This window comes from Streptomyces sp. NPDC002209, assembly GCF_042890265.1.
Classification (GTDB): Bacteria; Actinomycetota; Actinomycetes; order Streptomycetales; family Streptomycetaceae; genus Streptomyces.
On the sequence record NZ_JBIARX010000002.1, the window covers coordinates 15,844 to 35,452 of the forward strand.

17 protein-coding genes are annotated in these 19,609 nt (G+C 73.7%); 9 read left to right on the plus strand and 8 right to left on the minus strand.

From position 1 onward, the window contains the following. Positions 1–30: 30 nt before the first annotated feature. Positions 31–2,070: a DEAD/DEAH box helicase gene (locus ACFYXK_RS04945; protein ID WP_389409867.1), complete on the minus strand. Its 2,040-nt coding sequence runs from the start codon at positions 2,068–2,070 to the stop codon at positions 31–33. Positions 2,071–2,546: 476 nt separating this feature from the next. Here ACFYXK_RS04945 and ACFYXK_RS04950 point away from each other — a divergent pair, with 476 nt between their 5' ends. Beyond that, positions 2,547–3,305, plus strand: coding sequence for a ferritin-like fold-containing protein (locus ACFYXK_RS04950; protein ID WP_383504781.1), 759 nt, complete (start codon positions 2,547–2,549; stop codon positions 3,303–3,305). Positions 3,306–3,459: 154 nt separating this feature from the next. Here ACFYXK_RS04950 and ACFYXK_RS04955 read toward each other — a convergent pair whose 3' ends face one another. The 4 genes from ACFYXK_RS04955 to ACFYXK_RS04970 all read right to left on the minus strand — a co-directional run bounded on the left by ACFYXK_RS04955 (position 3,460) and on the right by ACFYXK_RS04970 (position 5,312). Next, positions 3,460–3,762, minus strand: coding sequence for a hypothetical protein (locus tag ACFYXK_RS04955; protein WP_389409868.1), 303 nt, complete (start codon positions 3,760–3,762; stop codon positions 3,460–3,462). Between the two features lie 130 nt (positions 3,763–3,892). Further along, the gene (locus tag ACFYXK_RS04960; RefSeq protein ID WP_030153467.1) at positions 3,893–4,120 is read right to left on the minus strand and encodes a DUF3107 domain-containing protein; all 228 of its coding nucleotides are present in this window, start codon (positions 4,118–4,120) and stop codon (positions 3,893–3,895) included. A gap of 119 nt (positions 4,121–4,239) precedes the next feature. Continuing rightward, positions 4,240–4,893, minus strand: coding sequence for a TetR/AcrR family transcriptional regulator (locus ACFYXK_RS04965; protein WP_383504774.1), 654 nt, complete (start codon positions 4,891–4,893; stop codon positions 4,240–4,242). Between the two features lie 203 nt (positions 4,894–5,096). Further along, positions 5,097–5,312 (minus strand): hypothetical protein, encoded by a 216-nt coding sequence (locus ACFYXK_RS04970; RefSeq protein WP_383504772.1) that lies wholly within the window; start codon positions 5,310–5,312, stop codon positions 5,097–5,099. Between the two features lie 145 nt (positions 5,313–5,457). Here ACFYXK_RS04970 and ACFYXK_RS04975 point away from each other — a divergent pair, with 145 nt between their 5' ends. From ACFYXK_RS04975 to moeZ, 7 genes are all read left to right on the plus strand, one after another. Continuing rightward, positions 5,458–6,438: an alpha/beta fold hydrolase gene (locus ACFYXK_RS04975; RefSeq protein ID WP_389409869.1), complete on the plus strand. Its 981-nt coding sequence runs from the start codon at positions 5,458–5,460 to the stop codon at positions 6,436–6,438. Positions 6,439–6,443: 5 nt separating this feature from the next. After that, entirely contained in the window at positions 6,444–7,883 is a 1,440-nt protein-coding gene (locus tag ACFYXK_RS04980) for a DUF3152 domain-containing protein (protein ID WP_389409870.1), read from the plus strand. Positions 7,884–8,161: 278 nt separating this feature from the next. Further along, positions 8,162–9,925 (plus strand): GT4 family glycosyltransferase PelF, encoded by a 1,764-nt coding sequence (pelF, locus tag ACFYXK_RS04985; RefSeq protein WP_389409871.1) that lies wholly within the window; start codon positions 8,162–8,164, stop codon positions 9,923–9,925. Then, positions 9,922–10,827: a hypothetical protein gene (locus ACFYXK_RS04990; protein WP_389409872.1), complete on the plus strand. Its 906-nt coding sequence runs from the start codon at positions 9,922–9,924 to the stop codon at positions 10,825–10,827. Before pelF ends, ACFYXK_RS04990 begins: the two co-directional genes overlap by 4 nt. 122 nt (positions 10,828–10,949) lie before the next feature. Then, positions 10,950–12,011, plus strand: a complete 1,062-nt coding sequence (locus tag ACFYXK_RS04995) for an NAD-dependent epimerase/dehydratase family protein (RefSeq protein WP_389409873.1) — start codon at positions 10,950–10,952, stop codon at positions 12,009–12,011. Beyond that, positions 11,999–12,748, plus strand: coding sequence for a spherulation-specific family 4 protein (locus ACFYXK_RS05000; RefSeq protein ID WP_389409874.1), 750 nt, complete (start codon positions 11,999–12,001; stop codon positions 12,746–12,748). The genes ACFYXK_RS04995 and ACFYXK_RS05000 overlap by 13 nt, the downstream gene beginning before the upstream one ends. A 63-nt stretch (positions 12,749–12,811) precedes the next feature. Continuing rightward, a complete protein-coding gene (moeZ, locus tag ACFYXK_RS05005) occupies positions 12,812–13,990 on the plus strand; it encodes an adenylyltransferase/sulfurtransferase MoeZ (RefSeq protein WP_030291201.1) in 1,179 nt (392 codons plus the stop codon). 28 nt (positions 13,991–14,018) lie between these two features. Here moeZ and ACFYXK_RS05010 read toward each other — a convergent pair whose 3' ends face one another. The 3 genes from ACFYXK_RS05010 to ACFYXK_RS05020 all read right to left on the minus strand — a co-directional run bounded on the left by ACFYXK_RS05010 (position 14,019) and on the right by ACFYXK_RS05020 (position 18,955). Then, the gene (locus ACFYXK_RS05010; protein ID WP_389409875.1) at positions 14,019–15,614 is read right to left on the minus strand and encodes an alpha/beta hydrolase; all 1,596 of its coding nucleotides are present in this window, start codon (positions 15,612–15,614) and stop codon (positions 14,019–14,021) included. 75 nt (positions 15,615–15,689) lie between these two features. Further along, positions 15,690–15,944: a hypothetical protein gene (locus tag ACFYXK_RS05015; protein ID WP_389409876.1), complete on the minus strand. Its 255-nt coding sequence runs from the start codon at positions 15,942–15,944 to the stop codon at positions 15,690–15,692. Between the two features lie 116 nt (positions 15,945–16,060). Then, positions 16,061–18,955 carry a YbhN family protein gene (locus ACFYXK_RS05020; protein WP_389409877.1) on the minus strand — a complete coding sequence of 965 codons (2,895 nt, stop codon included), beginning with the start codon at positions 18,953–18,955 and terminating at the stop codon, positions 16,061–16,063. Positions 18,956–19,065: 110 nt separating this feature from the next. Here ACFYXK_RS05020 and ACFYXK_RS05025 point away from each other — a divergent pair, with 110 nt between their 5' ends. Continuing rightward, a complete protein-coding gene (locus ACFYXK_RS05025; RefSeq protein WP_276611452.1) occupies positions 19,066–19,422 on the plus strand; it encodes an MGMT family protein in 357 nt (118 codons plus the stop codon). Positions 19,423–19,609 lie beyond the last annotated feature (187 nt).

The following is a 19,609-nucleotide window of genomic DNA, read 5'->3' on the forward strand; positions in this document are numbered from 1 at the left end:
ACCGGGGCCACCGGACGGCGGAACGGGGGATCAGGCCTCCGTGGTCTCCGCGACGGCCTTGCGGGTCCGGGTGCGCTTCGGCTTGACCGGGGCCTCCTCGGCCACCGCGGCGGCCTCGGCGACGGGAGCGGCCTCCGCGACCTTGCGGGTCCGGGTGCGCTTCGGCTTGACCGGGGCCTCCTCGGCCACCGCGGCGGCCTCGGCGACCGGAGAGGCCGCCGCGACCTTGCGGGTCCGGGTGGCCGGGGCGCTGCGACGGGCCTTCACCGGGGGCTCCACGGGCGGGGCCACCTGGAAGTCCGGCTCCGGGGCCGCGTCGACGACCTTGCGGGTCCGGGTCCGGCGGGCCTTGACCACGGTCTCCGCCGCCGGAGCCTCGGCGATCGGGGTCACCTGCGCGAGGACGGGCTTCTGGGTCGGGACCCGGCGGGCCCTGACCGGCTCGGCCTTGACCGGCTCGGCCGACGGGGCCTGCTCGACGTCCGGCTCCGCCACGACCGGCGCCTCGGCGGCCTTGCGGGTCCGGGTCCGGCGGGCCTTGACCGGGGCCTCCTCGGCGGGAGCCTCGGCGACCGGGGCCACGGGGGCGGCCTCCACGACGGGAGCGACCGGGGCGGCCTCCGCCACGGCAGCCGCAGCGGCGGCGGCCGTCGTCACGGAACGCGTCCGGCGGCGCCGCGGCTTGCGCACCTCGTCGCCGGCCGGAGCCTCGGGGGCCTCCGCCTCGACCACGGGGGTGACGGCAGCGCCCTCGGCGCCGAGCTCCGCCCCGCCCCGCGTACGGCGGCGCTGGCGCGGGGTGCGCGTACGGGCGGGACGCTCCTCGGCCACCGCAGCGGCCGGGGCCGGACCGCGACCGCCACGGCCACCGCGGCCGCCGGTCTCGCCCAGGTCCTCGAGCTCCTCGGCCTTCAGGCCGGCCCGCACGCGCTCGGCGCGCGGCAGGATGCCCTTGGTGCCGGCCGGGATGTGCAGCTCCTCGAACAGGTGCGGCGACGTGGAGTACGTCTCGACCGGGTCGTGGAAGTCCAGCTCCAGCGCCTTGTTGATCAGCTGCCAGCGCGGGATGTCGTCCCAGTCGACCAGGGTGACGGCGGTGCCCTTGTTGCCCGCGCGGCCGGTACGGCCCACGCGGTGCAGGAAGGTCTTCTCGTCCTCCGGCGTCTGGTAGTTGATGACGTGGGTGACACCCTCGACATCGATGCCGCGCGCGGCGACGTCCGTGCACACCAGCACGTCGACCTTGCCGTTGCGGAACGCGCGCAGCGCCTGCTCGCGCGCGCCCTGGCCCAGGTCGCCGTGGACGGCGCCGGACGCGAAGCCGCGCTTCTCCAGCTGCTCGGCGATGTCGGCCGCGGTGCGCTTGGTACGGCAGAAGATCATGGCCAGCCCGCGGCCCTCGGCCTGCAGGATGCGGGAGACGAGCTCCGGCTTGTCCATGTTGTGCGCGCGGAAGACGTGCTGCTTGATGTTGGCGACGGTCACGCCCTCGCCCTCGGGCGAGGTGGCGCGGATGTGCGTCGGCTGCGTCATGTACCGGCGGGCCAGGCCGATGACCGCACCCGGCATGGTCGCCGAGAACAGCATCGTCTGCCGCTTGGCCGGCAGGTAGTTGATGATCTTCTCGACGTCGGGCAGGAAGCCCAGGTCGAGCATCTCGTCGGCCTCGTCCAGGACGAGGGCCTTGACGTGCGACAGGTCGAGCTTGCGCTGACCGGCCAGGTCGAGCAGGCGGCCCGGGGTGCCGACGATCACGTCGACGCCCTTCTTGAGCGCCTCGACCTGGGGCTCGTACGCGCGGCCGCCGTATATGGCGAGGACGCGGACGTTGCGGACCTTGCCCGCGGTCAGCAGGTCGTTGGTGACCTGGGTGCACAGCTCGCGCGTCGGGACGACGACGAGGGCCTGCGGGGAGTCGGTGAGCTGCGCGGGCGTGGCCCGGCCGGCCTCGACGTCCGCGGGGACGACGACCCGCTCCAGCAGCGGAAGGCCGAAACCGAGCGTCTTGCCGGTTCCGGTCTTCGCCTGGCCGATGACGTCCGTGCCGGAAAGGGCGACGGGGAGGGTCATCTCCTGGATCGGGAAGGGGGACACAATGCCGACGGCCTCAAGGGCTTCGGCCGTCTCGGGAAAGATCCCGAGGTCTCGGAACGTAGTCAGGGTGCTGCCTCTTCTGTGAGACGCGGCGCGAGGCGGCGAGGGGGGTCGTACCGTGCCTGGCTTGCAGTACTGCAACGTACATACGAAGCTGCGCGGGACCACTAGCCTTCGCTCAAGCGCTTGTGCCGCTGAGGGGGCCCCTCGTGGAGAGGCGGTACGCATGGACGTACGCATCACGCCGAGGGCGGTCGGGTGGAGCCGATCGGGCCACCGACCGGGCATCCTCATTCGGATGGCCCGCCGAGTATCCGGCAGGCGCATTACCACTGTACCCCGGAATCGCGCAGCTGTGTCGGGTGAATTCACCTGGTAGTCGCGTTTAGGCGGACCGACAGTGACCGGATGCGGTGCCTTGCGGGGCGTTCCGGCGGGCTATTGTGCGGAGCATGTCGACCGTTGAAAACGCATCGCCCTCCGACGACAGCACCGCCGCCGAGGCGAGCGGGATCGCTGCCCAGGACTGGGCGGCCGCCTCCGCCTCGCCGCAGTACCGGGCCGCCGTCGTGGACCTGCTGGGCGCACTGGCGTACGGAGAGCTCGCGGCCTTCGAGCGCCTCGCGGAGGACGCGAAGCTCGCACCCACCCTCGACGACAAGGCCGAGCTCGCGAAGATGGCCTCCGCTGAGTTCCACCACTTCGAGCGGCTGCGCGACCGGCTGGCGGCGATCGACGCCGAGCCCACCGCCGCCATGGAGCCCTTCGCCAAGGGCGTCGACGACTTCCACCGCCAGACCGCGCCGTCGGACTGGCTGGAGGGCCTGGTCAAGGCCTACGTCGGCGACTCGATCGCCAGCGACTTCTACCGCGAGGTCGCCAGCCACCTGGACACCGACACGCGCGCCCTGGTCGTGAGCGTGCTGGACGACACCGGCCACGGCGGCTTCGCCGTCGAGAAGGTGCGGGCCGCCATCGAGGCCGACCCGCGCTGCGGCGGCCGCCTCGCGCTGTGGGCCCGCCGGCTGATGGGCGAGGCGCTCTCGCAGGCGCAGCGCGTGGTCGCCGAGCGCGACGCGCTCTCCACCATGCTGGTCGGTGGCGTGGACGGGATGGCGGCCGGCTTCGACCTGGCGGCCGTCGGCGAGATGTTCACCCGGATCACCAAGGCGCACACGAAGCGGATGGCCGCACTGGGCCTCGCCGCCTGATCGCTCACCCGCTCGCCCCACCTGCTCGTACGTCGGCCCCGGCGCGGAATCCCGCGCCGGGGCCGACGTACGTGGTCAGTCGGAGGACTCCTTGGAGTCCGGGGAGTCCGGGGAGTCCGGGGAGTCCGTGGAGTCGGAGGCGTCCGAGGGCCGGTCAGCCCTGGGACGGGAGCGAAAACGGAGTCCGGTGGGACGAGCGCCGGGGCCCCGCGCCGGGACGCAGCAGCAGCGACAGCACCACCGCGGACACCAGCACCGAGCCGACCAGGGTCGCGGTCAGCGTGTTGTGTCCCGGGCCGAGCGCGAACTGCGTCAGATAAGCCCCGAACAGCGCCCCCAGCACCCCGCTGACCAGCACCACCCTCGGGGACGGCAGCCGCTGCGCGAGCACCCGGACGGCCACTCCGGCCAGGGCGAGGCCCAGGAGGGCAGAGCCGAGCGCTTCCATCAGCAGCATGTGGGCCTCCCGCAGGTCAGGGGCAAACCGGTTCACTGCGGTCCTACCCGAAGCGGAAGAAAGGGAAACGGCCCGGTGGGATCAACCACCGGGCCGTTGCACCCAGTTCTCGAACGCGGGTCGCGCTGCGTCAGAGCGCGCCGAAACCGACCTTGCGCACGCTCGGCTCGCCCAGGTCGACGTACGACAGGCGGTCGGCCGGCACCAGGACCTTGCGGCCCTTGTTGTCGGTGAGGCTCAGCAGCGGCTCCGAACCGGTCAGCGCGGCGGTGACGATGCGCTCCAGCTCCTCGGCGCTCAAGTCGCTCTCCAGCACGATCTCCCGGGGTGCGTGCTGCACGCCGATCTTGACCTCCACGGCTTTGTCCCTCCGATGGTCGGTTGTGCGCGATCAGCCGCGCCGTACCGGTCCACATTAGCCCGGAGAGGGGATGCGGATGCGGCGCTCCGGACACGCTCGCAGCGAACAGCGGCCGGTCAGGCCTGCCCCTGCCCGCCCTCCGTGCCGTGCAGCGGGAAGCCGGCGATACCGCGCCAGGCCAGCGAGGTCAGCAGCCCCACCGCCGTGTCGCGGGCGACCGGGCTCTCGCTGGAGAGCCAGTACCGGGCCACGACCTGCGAGACCCCGCCCAGGCCCACGGCGAGCAGCATCGACTCGTCCTTGGACAGGCCGGTGTCCTCGGCGATCACGTCGGAAATGGCCTCGGCGCACTGCAGCGAGACGCGGTCGACGCGCTCGCGCACCGCCGGCTCGTTGGTCAGGTCGGACTCGAAGACCAGCCGGAACGCGCCGCCCTCGTCCTCCACGTACGCGAAATAGGCGTCCATGGTCGCGGCCACGCGCAGCTTGTTGTCCGTCGTCGACGCGAGCGCCGTGCGCACGGCGAGCAGCAGGGCCTCGCAGTGCTGGTCCAGCAGCGCCAGGTAGAGGTCGAGCTTGCCCGGGAAGTGCTGGTACAGCACCGGCTTGCTGACTCCGGCACGCTCGGCGATGTCGTCCATCGCCGCCGCGTGGTAGCCCTGCGCGACGAAGACCTCCTGGGCCGCGCCCAGGAGCTGATTGCGTCGGGCTCGGCGCGGCAGTCGCGTGCCCCGGGGACGCGCTGCCTCCGTCTGCTCGATGGCTGTCACGCCGCCTCCCACTTTCTCTAAGAACACAGTGCGCTCTGCGCCGCGCCGCCATCGTACTTTTCGGTAACCGAATCTGGAGGGTCGAAGCCGAGTTTTCTCGCTGTACGGACCGCCCGGAGGCGCTGGTCAGCGGTGCTCGGCAGGGGTACCGCGCGGTAGCTTTGAGCTGGGGGTACCTCCCGGGCCGCCGGGCCCGGGGGAAGTCAGCGGTAGTCGTCCTCGTCCAGGGTCACCACCCGCGCCTGCTCGGCGGCGTCCCCGTCCGCAGCCTCGTCGCGGTCCACCCCGGTGACCCGGTCGTCGTCGTCGGGCTGCAACTCGGCCAGCTGTTCCGCCGCATCGGCCTCGGGCGCCTCGGCGTCGAGGGTCTCCCGGAATCGGTCCTGGAAGGTATCCGGCTCTGCGGGGTCGACGGTCATGTGGCTCCCCTTCTTCCCTCACCCCCCGTGGGCCTGCCTACCTACGAGCCTAGGAGGATCGCGGATACCCCGCTACGCGGATCCCCATACATCTGTGATGCCGAACACAAGAGTCCGGACGTGATCGTCTCGTAACATTGGCCGCATGTCTTCGACCGAGCTGCCGGGTGTGCGATCCACATCCGAGCCGTCCTCCCAGGTGGGAGCCGTCCACGTCGCCGAGGGGGAGCAGCTGCGCACCGCCGTGCTGCCCGGACTGGAGCTCGCCGTCCGGTCCCGGCCCCCGCTGCGTACGGGTCTGCCCCCCGCGCTGTTCGTGCACGGACTCGGCGGTTCGTCGACGAACTGGTCGGACCTCATGGTGCAGCTGGAGGACACCGTCGACGGCGAGGCCCTCGACCTGCCCGGCTTCGGCTGGTCCCCGCCGCCCGCCGACCGGGACTACTCGGTCACCGCGCTGGCCCGCGCGGTCATCCGGCACCTCGACGCCGCCGACCGCGGCCCCGTGCACCTCTTCGGCAACTCCCTCGGCGGCGCCGTCTCCACGCGCGTCGCGGCCGTCCGCCCCGACCTGGTCCGCACGCTCACGCTGATCTCGCCCGCGCTGCCCGAGCTGCGGGTGCAGAAGTCGGCCGTGCCGACCGCCCTGCTCGCCGTACCCGGGATGGCCGCGCTGTTCGGCCGGCTGACCCGGGGGCTGACCGCCGAGGAACGCACCCGGGGGGTGACCGACCTCTGTTACGGGGACCCCTCCCGGGTGACGCCCGAGGGCTTCGGGCACGCCGTCGCGGAGATGGAGCGGCGGATGGCGCTGCCGTACTTCTGGGACGCGATGACCCGCTCCTCGCGCGGCATCGTCGACGCGTACACCCTCGGCGGGCAGCACGGGCTGTGGCGCCAGGCGCAGCGTGTACTCGCCCCGACCCTGCTGGTCTACGGTGGCCGGGACCAGCTGGTCTCGTACCGTATGGCGCAGAAAGCGGCGGCGGCCTTCCGGGGTTCGCGGCTGCTGAGCCTGCCCGAGGCCGGGCACGTGGCGATGATGGAGTACCCCGAGGTGGTGGCGAGCGCCTTCCGGGAGCTGCTGCACGACACCGACCGAGATACCGACGACGGCAGAGGCTGAGGACCGTGGGACGACATAGTCGCAAGGGGCCCGCTCCGGCCCCCGCCCCTGTCCGCCCGACACCGGCGGCGGAACCCGCAGCGGAGTTCCCGTACGGGGAGCAGGCGCCGTACGGGGAGCAGCCGCCGTATGGCGGGCACGTGCCGTACGCGCCGTACCACCCTCCGTACCAGGAGCAGGCTCCGTACGAGGACCACCGGGAGTACCAGGAGCACTTCCCGCACGAGGAGCAGTTCCCGTACGAGGAACCGCGCGGCGGCCACCCCGAGCAGCGCGAGCCCGGCGGCGCCTGGGGCGTGGGGCCCGACTCGGTGTACGGCGACTGGCACGGCGTACCGCGGGCGCGGCGCTCGGCCGCCGCCGTCATGGACAGTGACACGCCGGCCTTCGGCACCCCCGCGGTCGGCTTCCCGCAGGTGACCCTCCCGCAGCCCCCGGCCGACCCCTTCACCTCCACCGGCTCGCACGGCCTGGTGCCCGGCCCGCGCGCGCCGATGACCGCGGCCGCTGCGGCGCGGTCCGCGGCGCCCGCGGCGCCCGTCGCGCCTGCCGAACCCGCCGCTCCCGCCGCACCGGCGGCTCCCGCCGATCCGGCCGAGGAGCAGCCCGGATCCGGTCGCGGGCGCAAGGTCCGTACGTACACGGGGGTGGCCGCAGCGGCCGTCACCACCGTGCTCGCCGTCGTCGTGGCCGTACAGATGGCCCCCGACGGCGACAGCGGCTCCTCGCCCACCGCCCGGGCCGCCGGCGACACCGACAAGCGCGCCGAGCCCGGCCGGTCCCCGGCCTCCCGCTCCGACGGCCGGGCGACCCCCGCCGCACCGGCCGCACCCGCGGTGGAGCTGTCGTACGAGCAGAAGATGGCCCAGCAGTTCCCCATCGACGAGAAGCTGAAGGGACCGGGGACCTTCGACACCGTCCCCGGGGTGGCTCCGGCACCCGGCAAGGGCAAGAAGATCCGCTACCGGGTCGACGTGGAGCAGGGGCTCGGCCTGGACGCGCAGTTGTTCGCCGAGGCCGTCCACCGCACCCTCAACGACGACCGCAGCTGGGGCCACGGCGGGACGAAGACCTTCGAGCGGGTGCCGGGCGGCGAGGCCGACTTCGTCATCACGCTGGCCAGCCCCGGAACCACCGGCGTGTGGTGCGCGAAGTCCGATCTGGACACCACCGTCGACAACGTCAGCTGCGACTCCGCGTCCACCGAGCGGGTCATGATCAACGCGTTCCGCTGGGCGCAGGGCTCGACGACGTACGGCGCGGACCAGATGTTCGCGTACCGGCAGATGCTCATCAACCACGAGGTCGGCCACCGGCTCGGGCACGGGCACGTGAACTGCCAGACCCCGGGCTCGCTCGCGCCGATCATGCAGCAGCAGACGAAGTCGCTCGACATCGGCGGCATCCAGTGCAAGCCCAACCCCTGGGTCTTCCCCGGGAATTGACGGTCCGCGGCGGCGCGCTGCCGCCGTGGCGGGACCGGGCCCGGGCCGGGGCTCCCTGCGGAGCGGGAGAGGCGCGGGGGGCCCGGGAGGTACGAGGGCCGTAGGCCCTTTGTAGCGCGCTCGAACGCGGGCCGCAGGCGAAAGTTACGACTCTTCACCCCTTCCGGTGGCGCGACGGACAACCGTCCGTCGCGTCATCGGCATATCCGCTTGAGTTTCCCGCGGCGGGTCACCGGACCGACGGCGACCGCCTGAACGGGAGATCGGGGGTGCCACTCGTGCGGATCGGACTGCTCACGGAAGGTGGTTATCCGTATGCGACGGGAGAGGCGAGGCTGTGGTGCGACCGGCTGGTCCGCGGGCTGCCGCAGCACGAGTTCGAGCTCTACGCGCTGAGCCGCAGCGCCGAGCAGGAGGAGCGCGGCCGGGTCGTCCTGCCCGAGCACGTCACCCGCGTCTGGACCGCTCCGCTCTGGGCCCCGGCGGACGACGGCCGCACGTACTCCCGGCGTGAGCGCCGGCGCTTCGCCGAGTGCTTCAAGGACCTGGTCCGCGGGATCTGCGCGGGCGAGCCCGAGCCGTTCGCCGCCGGCCTGTACGGGCTGGCCGAACTCGCCCGGGAGCAGGGCGGGTTGTACGCGGCCCTGCGCTCCGAGACCGCGGTGCGCGCGGTGGAGTCCGCCTGCCGGGCCCCCGGCGCGCTGCGCTCCGTCCAGCGCGCCCAGGTGGCCGACCTGCTGGACTTCGTCGACGAACTGGAGCGGCTGCTGCGGCCGTTGTCCCTCGACTGGTACGAGGACCTGCGCGAGGTCGACGTCTGCCACGCGGCCGCCGGCGGGGTGGCCGCGCTCCCCGGCCTGCTGGCCAAACGCTTCTTCGGGGTCCCGCTGCTGGTCACCGAGTACGGGGTCCAGCTGCGGGCCCACTATCTGGAGCACTCGGCGGACGCCGCCTCCGGGCCCGGCGGCCCGGGAGGCCCGGGAGCGGGCCGAGGCGCCCCCCGGCCCGCCGTCCGGGCCCTGCTCGCGGCCTTCCACACGCGGCTGGCCGCCGAGATCTACGCCCGGGCCGACCTCCTCACCCCCGGCAACGCGCACGCCCGGCGCTGGCAGGAGCGCTGCGGCGCCACCCGCGACCGGCTGCAGACGGTGTACCCCGGGATGGAGGCGGACCGATTCGCCACCGTCGGCGAGGACCCGGAGCGCGGGGACCCCGACACCCTGGTCTGGGTCGGCCGGATAGAGCCCGCCAAGGACCTGATCGCGCTGCTGCACGCCTTCGCCGAAGTGCGCAGGGCCGCCCCGGACGCCCGGCTGCGGATCTTCGCGACCGCCGTGGTCCCCGGCTACCTCGCCGACTGCCGCTCGCTCGCCGCACAGCTCTTCCCCGACGAGGCCGCCGACGCCGTCACGGTGGGGGAGAACCCCGTCACCTTCGAGGAGATCGGCGGGCCCGAGGCCCCCTCGCCGGCCGACGCGTACGGCTCCGGGCGGGTGGTCGTGCTGTCCTCGGTGATCGAGGGCTTCCCGATCACCCTCGCCGAAGCGATGCTCTGCGGCCGTGCCACCGTGTCCACCGACGTCGGCGCCGTGTGCGAGGTGATCGGCGGCACCGGCCTCGTCGTCCCGCCGCGCAACCCGCGGGCCCTGGCCGACGCCTGCCTGTCGCTGCTGCGGGACCCCGAGCGGGCCCACCGGCTCGGCGCGGCCGCCCGGGCCCGGGCCCTGGAGCTGTTCACCGTCGAGCAGAACGTGGCCGCCTTCCGGGAGATCTACCTGCGGCTGCTGGCCCGCGGCCCGGCCCGGCCCGACGGCGGGATCCCCTTCGAACAGCCCCCCGAGGCCCGGGTCCCGGGCCATTGGACGAGCCCCGCCTGGGCGGCTCCGGCCGAGGCTGCGGACCGCGCCCCGGCGACCGGGTCCGGCGCGCCGGGTGCCGGCTCGGGCCCGGCTTCGGACCCGGCTTCGGCTTCGGCGGCCGACCCGGCTCCGGTTCCGGCCCGGACCCCGGCCACCACCACGACCACGGAGGCGACGGTATGACCCTGGACGAAGCCGCCCCCGCCGCCCCGGCCCCCCGCCGCAGGGCCGGCGGGGATCCCGTCAAGACGCTGCTGCACCGGCACCGGGCGCTGTGCGAGCGGGCCGTGGACCCGCTGGAGATCGCCGCCGGCCTGGAGGTGCAGGGCATCACCGACCGCACCGCCGCGCGCTTCCGGCACCGGGACGTGTTCTCGCTCGCCGAGGAGCTCTACGCCCGCACCCCGCGCGGGGACGAGCCGGCCGCGCCCCGCGCCGTCAGCCCGTCCGACGCCCGGGCGTTACGCGGCTTCGGGTACGCCCTGCTCCCCGGGGCCCTCGCGCTCGGGGCGGCCGCCGCCGGGGTGCCGTACGCCGGGCCCGTCGCCGTGCTCGCCACCGCCGCCGCCCTGGTGTGGCCCGCCAGGCCCGGGCGGACCGGGCGGCCCGCCCCGGGCCGGTTCCCGTACGCCGCGCTCCTGCTCGCCGCGGCCGTCGTCGGCTGGGCGGTGCTGCGCCACGGCACCCCCCTCGGCGTCGGCCTCGCGCTGGCCGCGGCCCCCGGCCACCTGGTCGGCGCCGTGTACGCCGCCCGCGCCCGGAGCCGGCTCGCCGGCAGCCGGGCCCTGGAGGACTTCGCCGACCGGGCACGGCCGCTGGTCATCGCGGCCGCCCTGGCCTTCGCCGCCACCGCCGCGGGGGCGGCCGCGCTCGCCGGGACACCGGCCGCCGTCGCCGTGCCGCTCGCCGTGCTGCTCTTCCTGACCCGGTTGCTGCTCGTGCACGGCGCCCCGCGCGGGCCCGTCGTCGCAGCCCTGGCCCTCGCCCTGCTCCCCGTCCCACCCGCGGTGCCCGCCGCCGCGGCAGGGCTCCTCGTACACGCCGTCCTCGTGCTGTCCCGCGCGTCCGCGCACGCCCGGCCCTGAGCCCGAGCGCCCCCTCCCGCCGCCGCTCTTCGGAGCCGTACCCACCCCTACCCCCGACCCCCCGCCCATCGACCAAGGAGACACAGGATGACCGGCCAGCCAACCAACCGAGGGACCGCGCGATGAGGGTGCTGCTGATCGGAGCCAACGGATACCTCGGCCGCTACGTCGCCGACCGGCTGCTCGCCGACCCCGCCGTCCAGCTCACCGCGCTCGGCCGCGGCGACGACGCGGACGTCCGCTTCGACCTCGCCACCGGCAGCCCCGGTGCCCTCACCCGGTTCCTCGACGCCGTCCACCCGGGCGTCGTCATCAACTGCGCCGGCGCCACCCGCGGCGGGGCACGGGAGCTGACCCGGCACAACACCGTCGCCGTGGCCACCATCTGCGAATCGCTGCGCCGCAGCGGCTGCGGGGCCCGCCTCGTCCAGCTCGGCTGCGCCGCCGAGTACGGTCCCAGCCAGCCCGGATCGTCCACGGCCGAGGACGCCGTGCCCAGACCGGGCGGACCGTACGGCGTCAGCAAGCTCGCCGCGACCGAGCTGGTCCTCGGCTCGGGGCTGGACGCGGTCGTCCTGCGGATCTTCTCGCCCGTCGGACCCGGCACCCCCGCCGGATCCCCGCTCGGCCGGCTCGCCGAGGCCATGCGCCGGGCGATGCAGAACGGCGACGGCGAGCTCAAGCTCAGCGGGCTGGGCGTCCAGCGCGACTTCGTGGACGTACGGGACGTGGCGCGGGCCGTGCACGCCGCCTCGCTCTCCGCCGCCCAGGGCGTCGTCAACATCGGCACCGGGCGTGCGGTCCGGCTGCGCGACGCGGCCGCGGTGCTGGCCCGGGTCGCCGGGTACGGAGGCGCCCTGCACGAGCTGGACGTACCGCAGCAGGGGCAGCACGGGCAGGGGCACGGCCACGGACCGGGTCACGGACCCGGCCACGGGCTCGGGCACGGGCTCGGGCCCCAGGGCCGGTCGCCCGGGCTCGCCGCCATCGGCGCCCCGCGCTCCGAGGCGACGGCCGAGCAGCTCGCCGGCGGCGCGGCGCCCGCGTACCCGTACCCGGACGGCTGCGGCGCCTGGCAGCAGGCCGACGTGCGCACGGCCCGGGACCGGCTCGGCTGGCGGCCCCGGATCAACCTGGAGGAGTCCCTCGCGGACATCTGGATGGAGGCGGCGTGCCGCATCTGACGACGGCAGCCACGGCGGCCGCCGCGACCGAGGCGGGCCGCCTCGGCCTCGGCGTCCCCGGCTACGCCCACCCGCTGCTCGCCCCCGTCGAATGGGCCGAGCTGACCCGGCCCGGGACCCCGCTGCACTGGACGGTGCTCAATGTCACGGACGGGCCGGGCGGCCGGCCCGACCCCCACTGCACGGAGGCCGCGGGCAGGCTCCGGGAGGCCGACGGGACCGTGCTCGGCCATCTCGCGATGCGGGACGGTGCGCGGTCGTTCGGCGAGCTGGTCTCCGACGCCCACCGCTTCCTCGACTGGTACCGGGTGGGCGGCTTCTACCTGGCCGACGCCCCGGCGGACCAGGCCGAACTGGCCGGGGTGCGCCGGGTCGCCGACACCCTGCGCGGCCTCGGCGAGGGCCTGCGCATCGTGCTGGGACACGGCACGCACCCGTACGAGGGCTACGCGGAGGCCGCCGACCAGCTGGTCACCTTCTCCGGGGCCTGGGCCGACTACCGCTGGTCGCAGGTGGCCGAGTGGACCGCCGAGTACCCGCCCGAGCGCTTCTGCCACCTGGTCCACGGGGTGCCGCGGACGCATCTGGAGGAGGCCGTCCGGATCGCCCGCTGGCAGGGCGCCGGCACGATCTGGTTCACCGACCGGGCAGCCGCCGCCGGGCGCGACCCCTGGGCCTCGATGCCCGCCTACTGGGACGAAATCGTCTCGCGGATCGGACCGGGTGTCTCGGAATGAAGAAGGGCGTGGCAGTGTTACGCGGAGAACCACCGTTCAGACTTTCCCATCTACGGAGTCCCCGTGTCGCTGCCACCCCTGGTCGAGCCAGCTGCTGAGCTCACCGTTGACGAGGTCCGTCGGTACTCCCGCCACCTGATCATCCCGGATGTCGGGATGGACGGCCAGAAGCGCCTGAAGAACGCCAAGGTGCTGGCCGTGGGCGCGGGCGGCCTCGGCTCCCCCGCCCTCATGTACCTGGCCGCGGCCGGTGTGGGCACGCTGGGCATCGTGGAGTTCGACGAGGTCGACGAGTCGAACCTGCAGCGCCAGATCATCCACAGCCAGTCGGACATCGGCCGCTCCAAGGCCGAGTCCGCCCGCGACAGCGTGCTGGGCATCAACCCGTACGTGAACGTGGTCCTTCACGAAGAGCGGCTCGAGGCCGAGAACGTGATGGAGATCTTCAGCCAGTACGACCTCATCGTCGACGGCACGGACAACTTCGCCACGCGCTACCTCGTCAACGACGCGTGCGTACTGCTGAACAAGCCGTACGTGTGGGGCTCGATCTACCGCTTCGACGGCCAGGCCTCGGTCTTCTGGTCCGAGCACGGGCCGTGCTACCGCTGCCTGTACCCGGAGCCCCCGCCGCCGGGCATGGTCCCGAGCTGCGCCGAGGGCGGCGTGCTGGGCGTGCTCTGCGCGTCCATCGGGTCCATCCAGGTGACGGAGGCCATCAAGGTCCTCACCGGCGTCGGCGAGCCGCTGGTCGGCCGCCTGATGATCTACGACGCCCTGGAGATGCAGTACCGCCAGGTCAAGGTCCGCAAGGACCCCGACTGCGCGGTGTGCGGTCCGAACGCGACGGTCACCGAGCTCATCGACTACGAGGCCTTCTGCGGCGTCGTGTCGGAGGAGGCCCAGGAGGCGGCGCTCGGCTCCACGATCACTCCGAAGCAGCTCAAGGAGTGGATCGACAACGACGAGCCGATCGAGATCATCGACGTCCGCGAGATCAACGAGTACGAGATCGTCTCGATCCCCGGCGCGAAGCTGATCCCCAAGGGCGAGTTCCTGATGGGCACCGCCCTCCAGGACCTCCCGCAGGACAAGCGCATCGTCTTGCACTGCAAGACGGGTGTCCGCAGTGCGGAAGTCCTCGCGGTCCTGAAGTCCGCGGGCTTCGCGGACGCGGTCCACGTCGGCGGCGGCGTGATCGGCTGGGTGCACCAGATCGAGCCCGAGAAGCCGGTCTACTAGTCACGTCCCGGAACCCCCGCCGCACGGCTCAGGCGCCCTGCGGCGGGGGTTCCGTTGCCACGGGGGTCCCCGTGGGGTTCTGCGAAGGGGTGCAGACCGTGTCGGCGGCGGGCACCTTCCCGTCCAGCAGGTAGGAGTTCACCGCCTGCTGCACGCACTTGTCGCCGCTGTTGTACGCGCCGTGCCCCTCGCCCTTGTACGTGAGCTCCACGCCGACGCCGGGGCCGAGCCGCTCCACCATCTTGCGGGCGCCCTCGTACGGGGTGGCCGGGTCGCCTGTGTTGCCGATCACCAGGATGGGCGCGGAGCCGGGGGCGGAGACGTCCGGGGTCTCCCAGGCGCCCGGCACCGGCCAGTCGGTGCAGCTCATCAGGGCCCAGCCGAGGAAGTCCCCGAAGACGGGGGACGCGGCCCGGAAGGCGGGCAGCTTCGCCTTCGTCTGCTCGAGCGTGAACCGGTCCTTGAAATCGGCGCAGTTGATCGCCGTGTTGGCGGCGCCGATGTTGCTGTAGTGCCCCTGCTGGTCACGGCCGTTAAGCGCGTCGGACAACGCCATCAGCAGCTGCCCCTGCCCGCCGTCGGCCTCGTCCAGCCCCTGCTCCAGCAGCGGCCACAGCTCCTTGGAGTACAGCGCCTGCGCGATGCCGTTGGTCGCGGCGGAGTCGGTGAGCATCCGGCCGCCGATCCCGGGGATGGGCTTGTCGGCCAGGCTCTTCTGCAGCTTGATGATGTTGTCCTCGATCTCCTTGGCGGTGCTGCCCTGGAGCCGGCACTCGTCGCCGCGGTTCACGCAGTCCTGGGCGAAGTTGCCGAGGGCCAGCTGGAACCCCTTGGCCTGGCCCAGCGCCCCCTCCTCGGAGGTGTTGGTCGGGTCCACGACGGCGTCGAAGACGGCCCGCCCGACGTTCTTCGGGAAGAGGTGGGCGTAGACCCCGCCGAGCTCGGTGCCGTAGGAGATCCCGAAGTAGTTCAGCTTCTCGTCGCCGAGGGCCTGGCGGATCCGGTCGAGGTCGCGGGCGGCGTTCTCGGTGCCGACGTACGGCAGCAGGCGGCCGGAGTTGTCCTTGCAGGCCTGCTGGTACTTGTCGATGTTGCCGACGAAGGCCTTCTCCTCGGCCGGTGTCTCGGGACTGGAGTCCTGGGCGTAGTAGGCGTCGAGCTGCTTGTCGTCCTCGCACCGGACGGGGGCGCTGCGGCCGACGCCGCGCGGATCGAAGCTGACGAGGTCGTACCGCGAGCGGAGGGCCTCGTACTCCTTGGCGGCGCCGGGCAGCGTACTGATCCCGGACCCCCCGGGCCCGCCGAAGTTGAACACGAGCGACCCGAGCCGCTTGTCCTTGTCCCGGGCCTTGGCCCGGATCAGCGCGAGCGGAATGGTCTCCCCCTCGGGCTTGGCGTAGTCGAGGGGCACGTGGAGCGTGGCGCACTCCCAGTCCTTGGGCGGCGCCTGCCCCCCGCCTTCGGCGACGGTGGGCGCCTCGCACTCCCCCCACTTCAGCGGCGCGGCCCCCTTGGTCCCGCCGGCCTCGGGCTTGCCCCCGCCACTGTCGGAACACCCGCTGACCCCGGCCAGCCCAAGGGCAGCCACCACGGCAACGGCACCCCGCACCACGTTTCGACCCATGCCCCCATCCTGCGACCGCCCCAGCCCCCCCGCCCCCGCGCTGACCCATTCGGGTCGCCGGATGGGCCGGCGGCTTCAGCGGCCGGGAACGCTGACGAGCAGTTCCTTGGAGCCGATCCGCCCTGCTCCGCTGCCGACGAGGGCGACTTCGGCCAGCGGGCCGCGCCGCCTGGTCTCCGGCCGGGGCGGGTACCGGCGGAGCGCGGTCAGCCGAACCTCGACGCCGGGCACACCGACGGCTCGGAACACCATGCCGACCCGTGCCTCACCGGTGAGGCTTTCCGCCACGCACAGCAGTTCCTCGGCGGAGCTCTTCGCGAGCTGGGTCACGTACAGCCGCGCCGCGGTCGGCGGTGCGGGCTGCGCAGCGATCGCCTGAATGATGAGTTCGATGTCCTCGGACGCGGCGACACAGAACTCCTGGTCGTGCCGGCTGATGGCCGGAGTCAGATGGCTTCCTTGCGGGTCAGGTAGTTGAACGAAATCCAGCCCGGCAGCACCGGCAGCCAGAACGTCATCAGGCGGAACAGCAGCACCGCCGAGATGGCGACCTCCTTGTCCAGCCCGGCCGCGATCAGGCCCAGCGTCAGCGTCGTCTCCACGGCGCCGATACCGCCCGGCGTCGGCGCCGCCGACCCCAGCGCGTTGCCCGCCAGGAAGACGACCGCGATGCTCGCGTAGCTGATGGCCTGGCCGCCCCCGAACGCCCGGATCGACGCGTCCAGGCACATCACGAAGCAGCCGGTCAGCAGCAGCATGCCGCCGATGCCCGTCATCAGCTTCTGCGGCCGCTGGAGGACGTCCAGCATGCGCGGCACGACACCCGCGAACAGCGCCCGCACCCGCGTCGCCACGAACTTGCGCAGGAACGGCACCGCCGTCACCACCAGCACCAGCACCGCCACCGTCAGCAGACCCGCGATGACCGTCCGGGACGGCGTCATCTCCGGGGTCTTCTCGGTGCCCGTCAGGTAGCCGAACGCCAGCAGCAGCAGGACGTGGCTCGCCAGCCCGAACAGCTGCGAGGCGCCCACGCTGGCCACCGCCAGCCCCGGCCGGATTCCGGCCCGCTGCAGGAACCGCGTGTTCAGCGCGACACCGCCGACCGCCGCCGGCGCCACCAGCTTCACGAAGGACCCCGCCACCTGCGCGACCACCGTCCGCAGGAACGACACCCGCTCCGGTACGAAGCCCAGCAGGCTCATCGCCGCCGCGAAGTAGGTGAGCGCCGAGAAGGCCAGCGCGGCCCCCACCCAGCCCCACTGCGCCTCGCCGACGATCGTCGCGAAGTCCACGTGCGCCAGCTGCGTGAGCAGGAAGTACGCACCGAACGCACCCGCGATGAACGACACCAGCGTGCGCGGCCGGATCCGCTCCAGCCGGGCCGGCTCCACCGGCGCCTGCGGGCGGATCAACAGCACCTGCTGGCGGATCTGGCTCAGCAGGTCCTCCTCGCGGGCCCCGTCGAGCGCGTCGTCCAGGGCCTTCTTCTCGGCCTTCTTCTCCGCGGCCGTGCTCGCCGCCGGCTTGGCTCCGGTCTTGCCCGCCCTGCCCGCCGTCCGGTCCGGCTTCGCTTCCTCCGCAGCCGCCTCGCGCGCAGCCTTCGCCGCCCGCGAGGACTCCAGTACGGCCTCCCGCTGCCGGTCGGCCCGCTCCCGGGCCAGCCTGCGCAGCGTCGCCCGGGTCGAGCGGCTGAGCGCGATCGGCTGGAGCAGCGGCAGGCAGTCCGCCACGGCGTCCGGCCCGAGCACCGACACCGCCGAGGCCACCGCGCGCTCCGCGCCGATCCGCAGGCCGAGCGTGGTCAGCAGCTGCGCGATGTCCATCCGGAGCACCAGGTCGCCGGCCGCGATCTCGCCGCCGCGCAGGTCGGTGAGGACGACATTGCCGGAACGATCCACCACGAGCGCGTCGCCGGTGAGCCGCCGGTGGGCGATCCGCCGCGACTGGAGGGCCCGTACCTGCTTCCACGTGCTGCGGGTGAGGTCGTCGGTGATCTCCTCGTCGGCGAGCGCGTCGAGGGGCCGGCCGTCCAGGTGCTCGTACACGAGCATCACCGCGTCCGGGCCGAGCTCGGAGGTGGCGATCAGCTTCGGCGCGTTGGCCCCGGCCGCGATGGCCGCGTACGCGAGCAGCGCCTCCTGCTCCAGAGCCTGGCGCAGCGACTGGAGGCTGCGCCGCGTCGTGATGCCGCGCAGGGTGAGCCGGCGCCAGACCCGGTAGAAGAACCCGTGCGCCTGCTGCTCGCGGTCGACGACGGTGACGTCGAGCGGCGGGCCGTCCTCCAGCGTGACGTGGTACCGGCGGCCCCGGTCGCTCACCTCCGAGGGGTCGGCGCCGTCCGGGAGCTCCGCGCGCATGGCGCTGACCGGCTTGAAGCCGACCCGGCGCAGGCCGGCGAGGAGGGTCTGCCCGGTGGGGCGGACGTTCGGCGAGCCGACGGCGTACAGGGTCCCGTACGCGACGCTCCAGCCGATCAGCACGGTGAGGATGATCGAGAACGGGGTGGTGTACCCGCTCACCAGCATCGCGAACGCGTCGAGCAGCAGCACCACCCACAGCGCGACCCGCCAGCGCGGCCTGCGGGTCATGCCGACGGCGGTCATGTACGCGATGACGGGCGCGAGGTAGCCGTGCACCGGGTCGGTGAGGGGGCCGCCGACGCTGGTGGGACGGGTGAGGGCCTCCTGGATGGTGTCGGAGGCGGCCTGGGAGACCCACAGGTCGGTGGCCAGGGTCACGCCGTGCGCGAGGACGGCGGCGAGGACGCCGTCGGCGATGCGCAGCCCGTCCCGCTTGATCAGCCGCTCGATGGCGAAGGCGACGGGTACGAGCAGCACGGCGATGCTGGACACCAGCCCGGCGACCTTGATCAGCAGATCGGGCGCGGCGCCGGTGCCCTGGGAGATGTCGGCCTCGAGGCCGGCGGTGGTGCGGTGGGCGAAGGCGGCGATGGCGAGGACGACGGCGATGCCGAGGATGCCGACGAGGAGGCGTACGAGGTCGGACGGCCGGTGGACGCGGGCGGCGAGCAGCGGCTCGTCGACCTCGACCTGGTCGGCGGACGCGGACGCGCGCCCGTGCGGCCCCTCGGAGTCGGCCGCCTCGGGCCGGTCCCCGGCTCCCGCTCCCGCTCCCGCTCCGGAGCCGGCCCGGGCCCGGGCGCCGGGTTCGGGAGCGGCCCCTGTCCCGGGTTCGGGTGCGGCCCGGCCGGGGAGCTCGTCGGGGAGCTTCCCGGGACGCGGGTCCGGGCGCGTGCCGTCGTCCTCAGCCGCGCCGTCCGGAGGGCTCACACCCTGCTCCTTCGTCGTCACATCCGTCTCTTCTTGATCACGTATCACCAGTCACCGCCCGGAAGATGGTGGCACGGACCGACCGGCGGGCGGGGCATCAGGGTGCGTGCCGGTACGGAAGGAAACCTTCCGGGAACCGGTCCGTGATGTACGGCACCATGGGCGGAATGAGCGAAGAGCTGCCCGCGTACGCGGAGCGGGTGCTGGAGGCGGCCGAGCGGATTCCGCCCGGCCGGGTGATGACGTACGGGGACGTCGCCGAATGGCTCGGCGAGGGCGGCCCGCGCCAAGTCGGGCGCGTGATGGCCCTGTACGGGGGAGCCGTGCCCTGGTGGCGGGTGGTCAGGGCGGACGGGCGACCGCTGCCCGGCAGCGAGCACCGGGCCCTGGAGCACTACCGCGCGGAGGCCACCCCGCTGCGTCTGACAGCCGACGGCGAGGCCCGGCTGAACATGCCGCGGGCGCGCTGGGACGGGCCGCAGGAGCACGCCGCACGGGACGAGGGTCACATCTGACAGCTTCGTGCATGCGGGGCCCGGGCGGGCGGTCGAGCGCCCGTACGGGCGACGGTACGGACGACGGTACGGGCGACCGGGGAGGGCCTGCGCGGCCCGCCCGCCCGGACCTCGGGGAACTGCGCGGCACCCGCCGGTTGCCGTAGCGTTGCCTCTTCGGCAAGCGCGGCAGCGGCCGCGGAACCCG

What these genes read in the sequence shown, in the direction of transcription:
- ACFYXK_RS05010 (WP_389409875.1), bottom strand. Translation starts at nt 15,614, where the DNA reads ATGGGTCGAAACGTGGTGCGGGGTGCCGTTGCCGTGGTGGCTGCCCTT.
- ACFYXK_RS04990 (WP_389409872.1), top strand. Translation starts at nt 9,922, where the DNA reads ATGACCCTGGACGAAGCCGCCCCCGCCGCCCCGGCCCCCCGCCGCAGG.
- ACFYXK_RS04995 (WP_389409873.1), top strand. Translation starts at nt 10,950, where the DNA reads ATGAGGGTGCTGCTGATCGGAGCCAACGGATACCTCGGCCGCTACGTC.
- ACFYXK_RS04945 (WP_389409867.1), bottom strand. Translation starts at nt 2,070, where the DNA reads ATGACCCTCCCCGTCGCCCTTTCCGGCACGGACGTCATCGGCCAGGCG.
- ACFYXK_RS04975 (WP_389409869.1), top strand. Translation starts at nt 5,458, where the DNA reads ATGTCTTCGACCGAGCTGCCGGGTGTGCGATCCACATCCGAGCCGTCC.
- ACFYXK_RS05025 (WP_276611452.1), top strand. Translation starts at nt 19,066, where the DNA reads ATGGGCGGAATGAGCGAAGAGCTGCCCGCGTACGCGGAGCGGGTGCTG.
- ACFYXK_RS04970 (WP_383504772.1), bottom strand. Translation starts at nt 5,312, where the DNA reads ATGACCGTCGACCCCGCAGAGCCGGATACCTTCCAGGACCGATTCCGG.
- ACFYXK_RS04955 (WP_389409868.1), bottom strand. Translation starts at nt 3,762, where the DNA reads ATGCTGCTGATGGAAGCGCTCGGCTCTGCCCTCCTGGGCCTCGCCCTG.
- ACFYXK_RS04950 (WP_383504781.1), top strand. Translation starts at nt 2,547, where the DNA reads ATGTCGACCGTTGAAAACGCATCGCCCTCCGACGACAGCACCGCCGCC.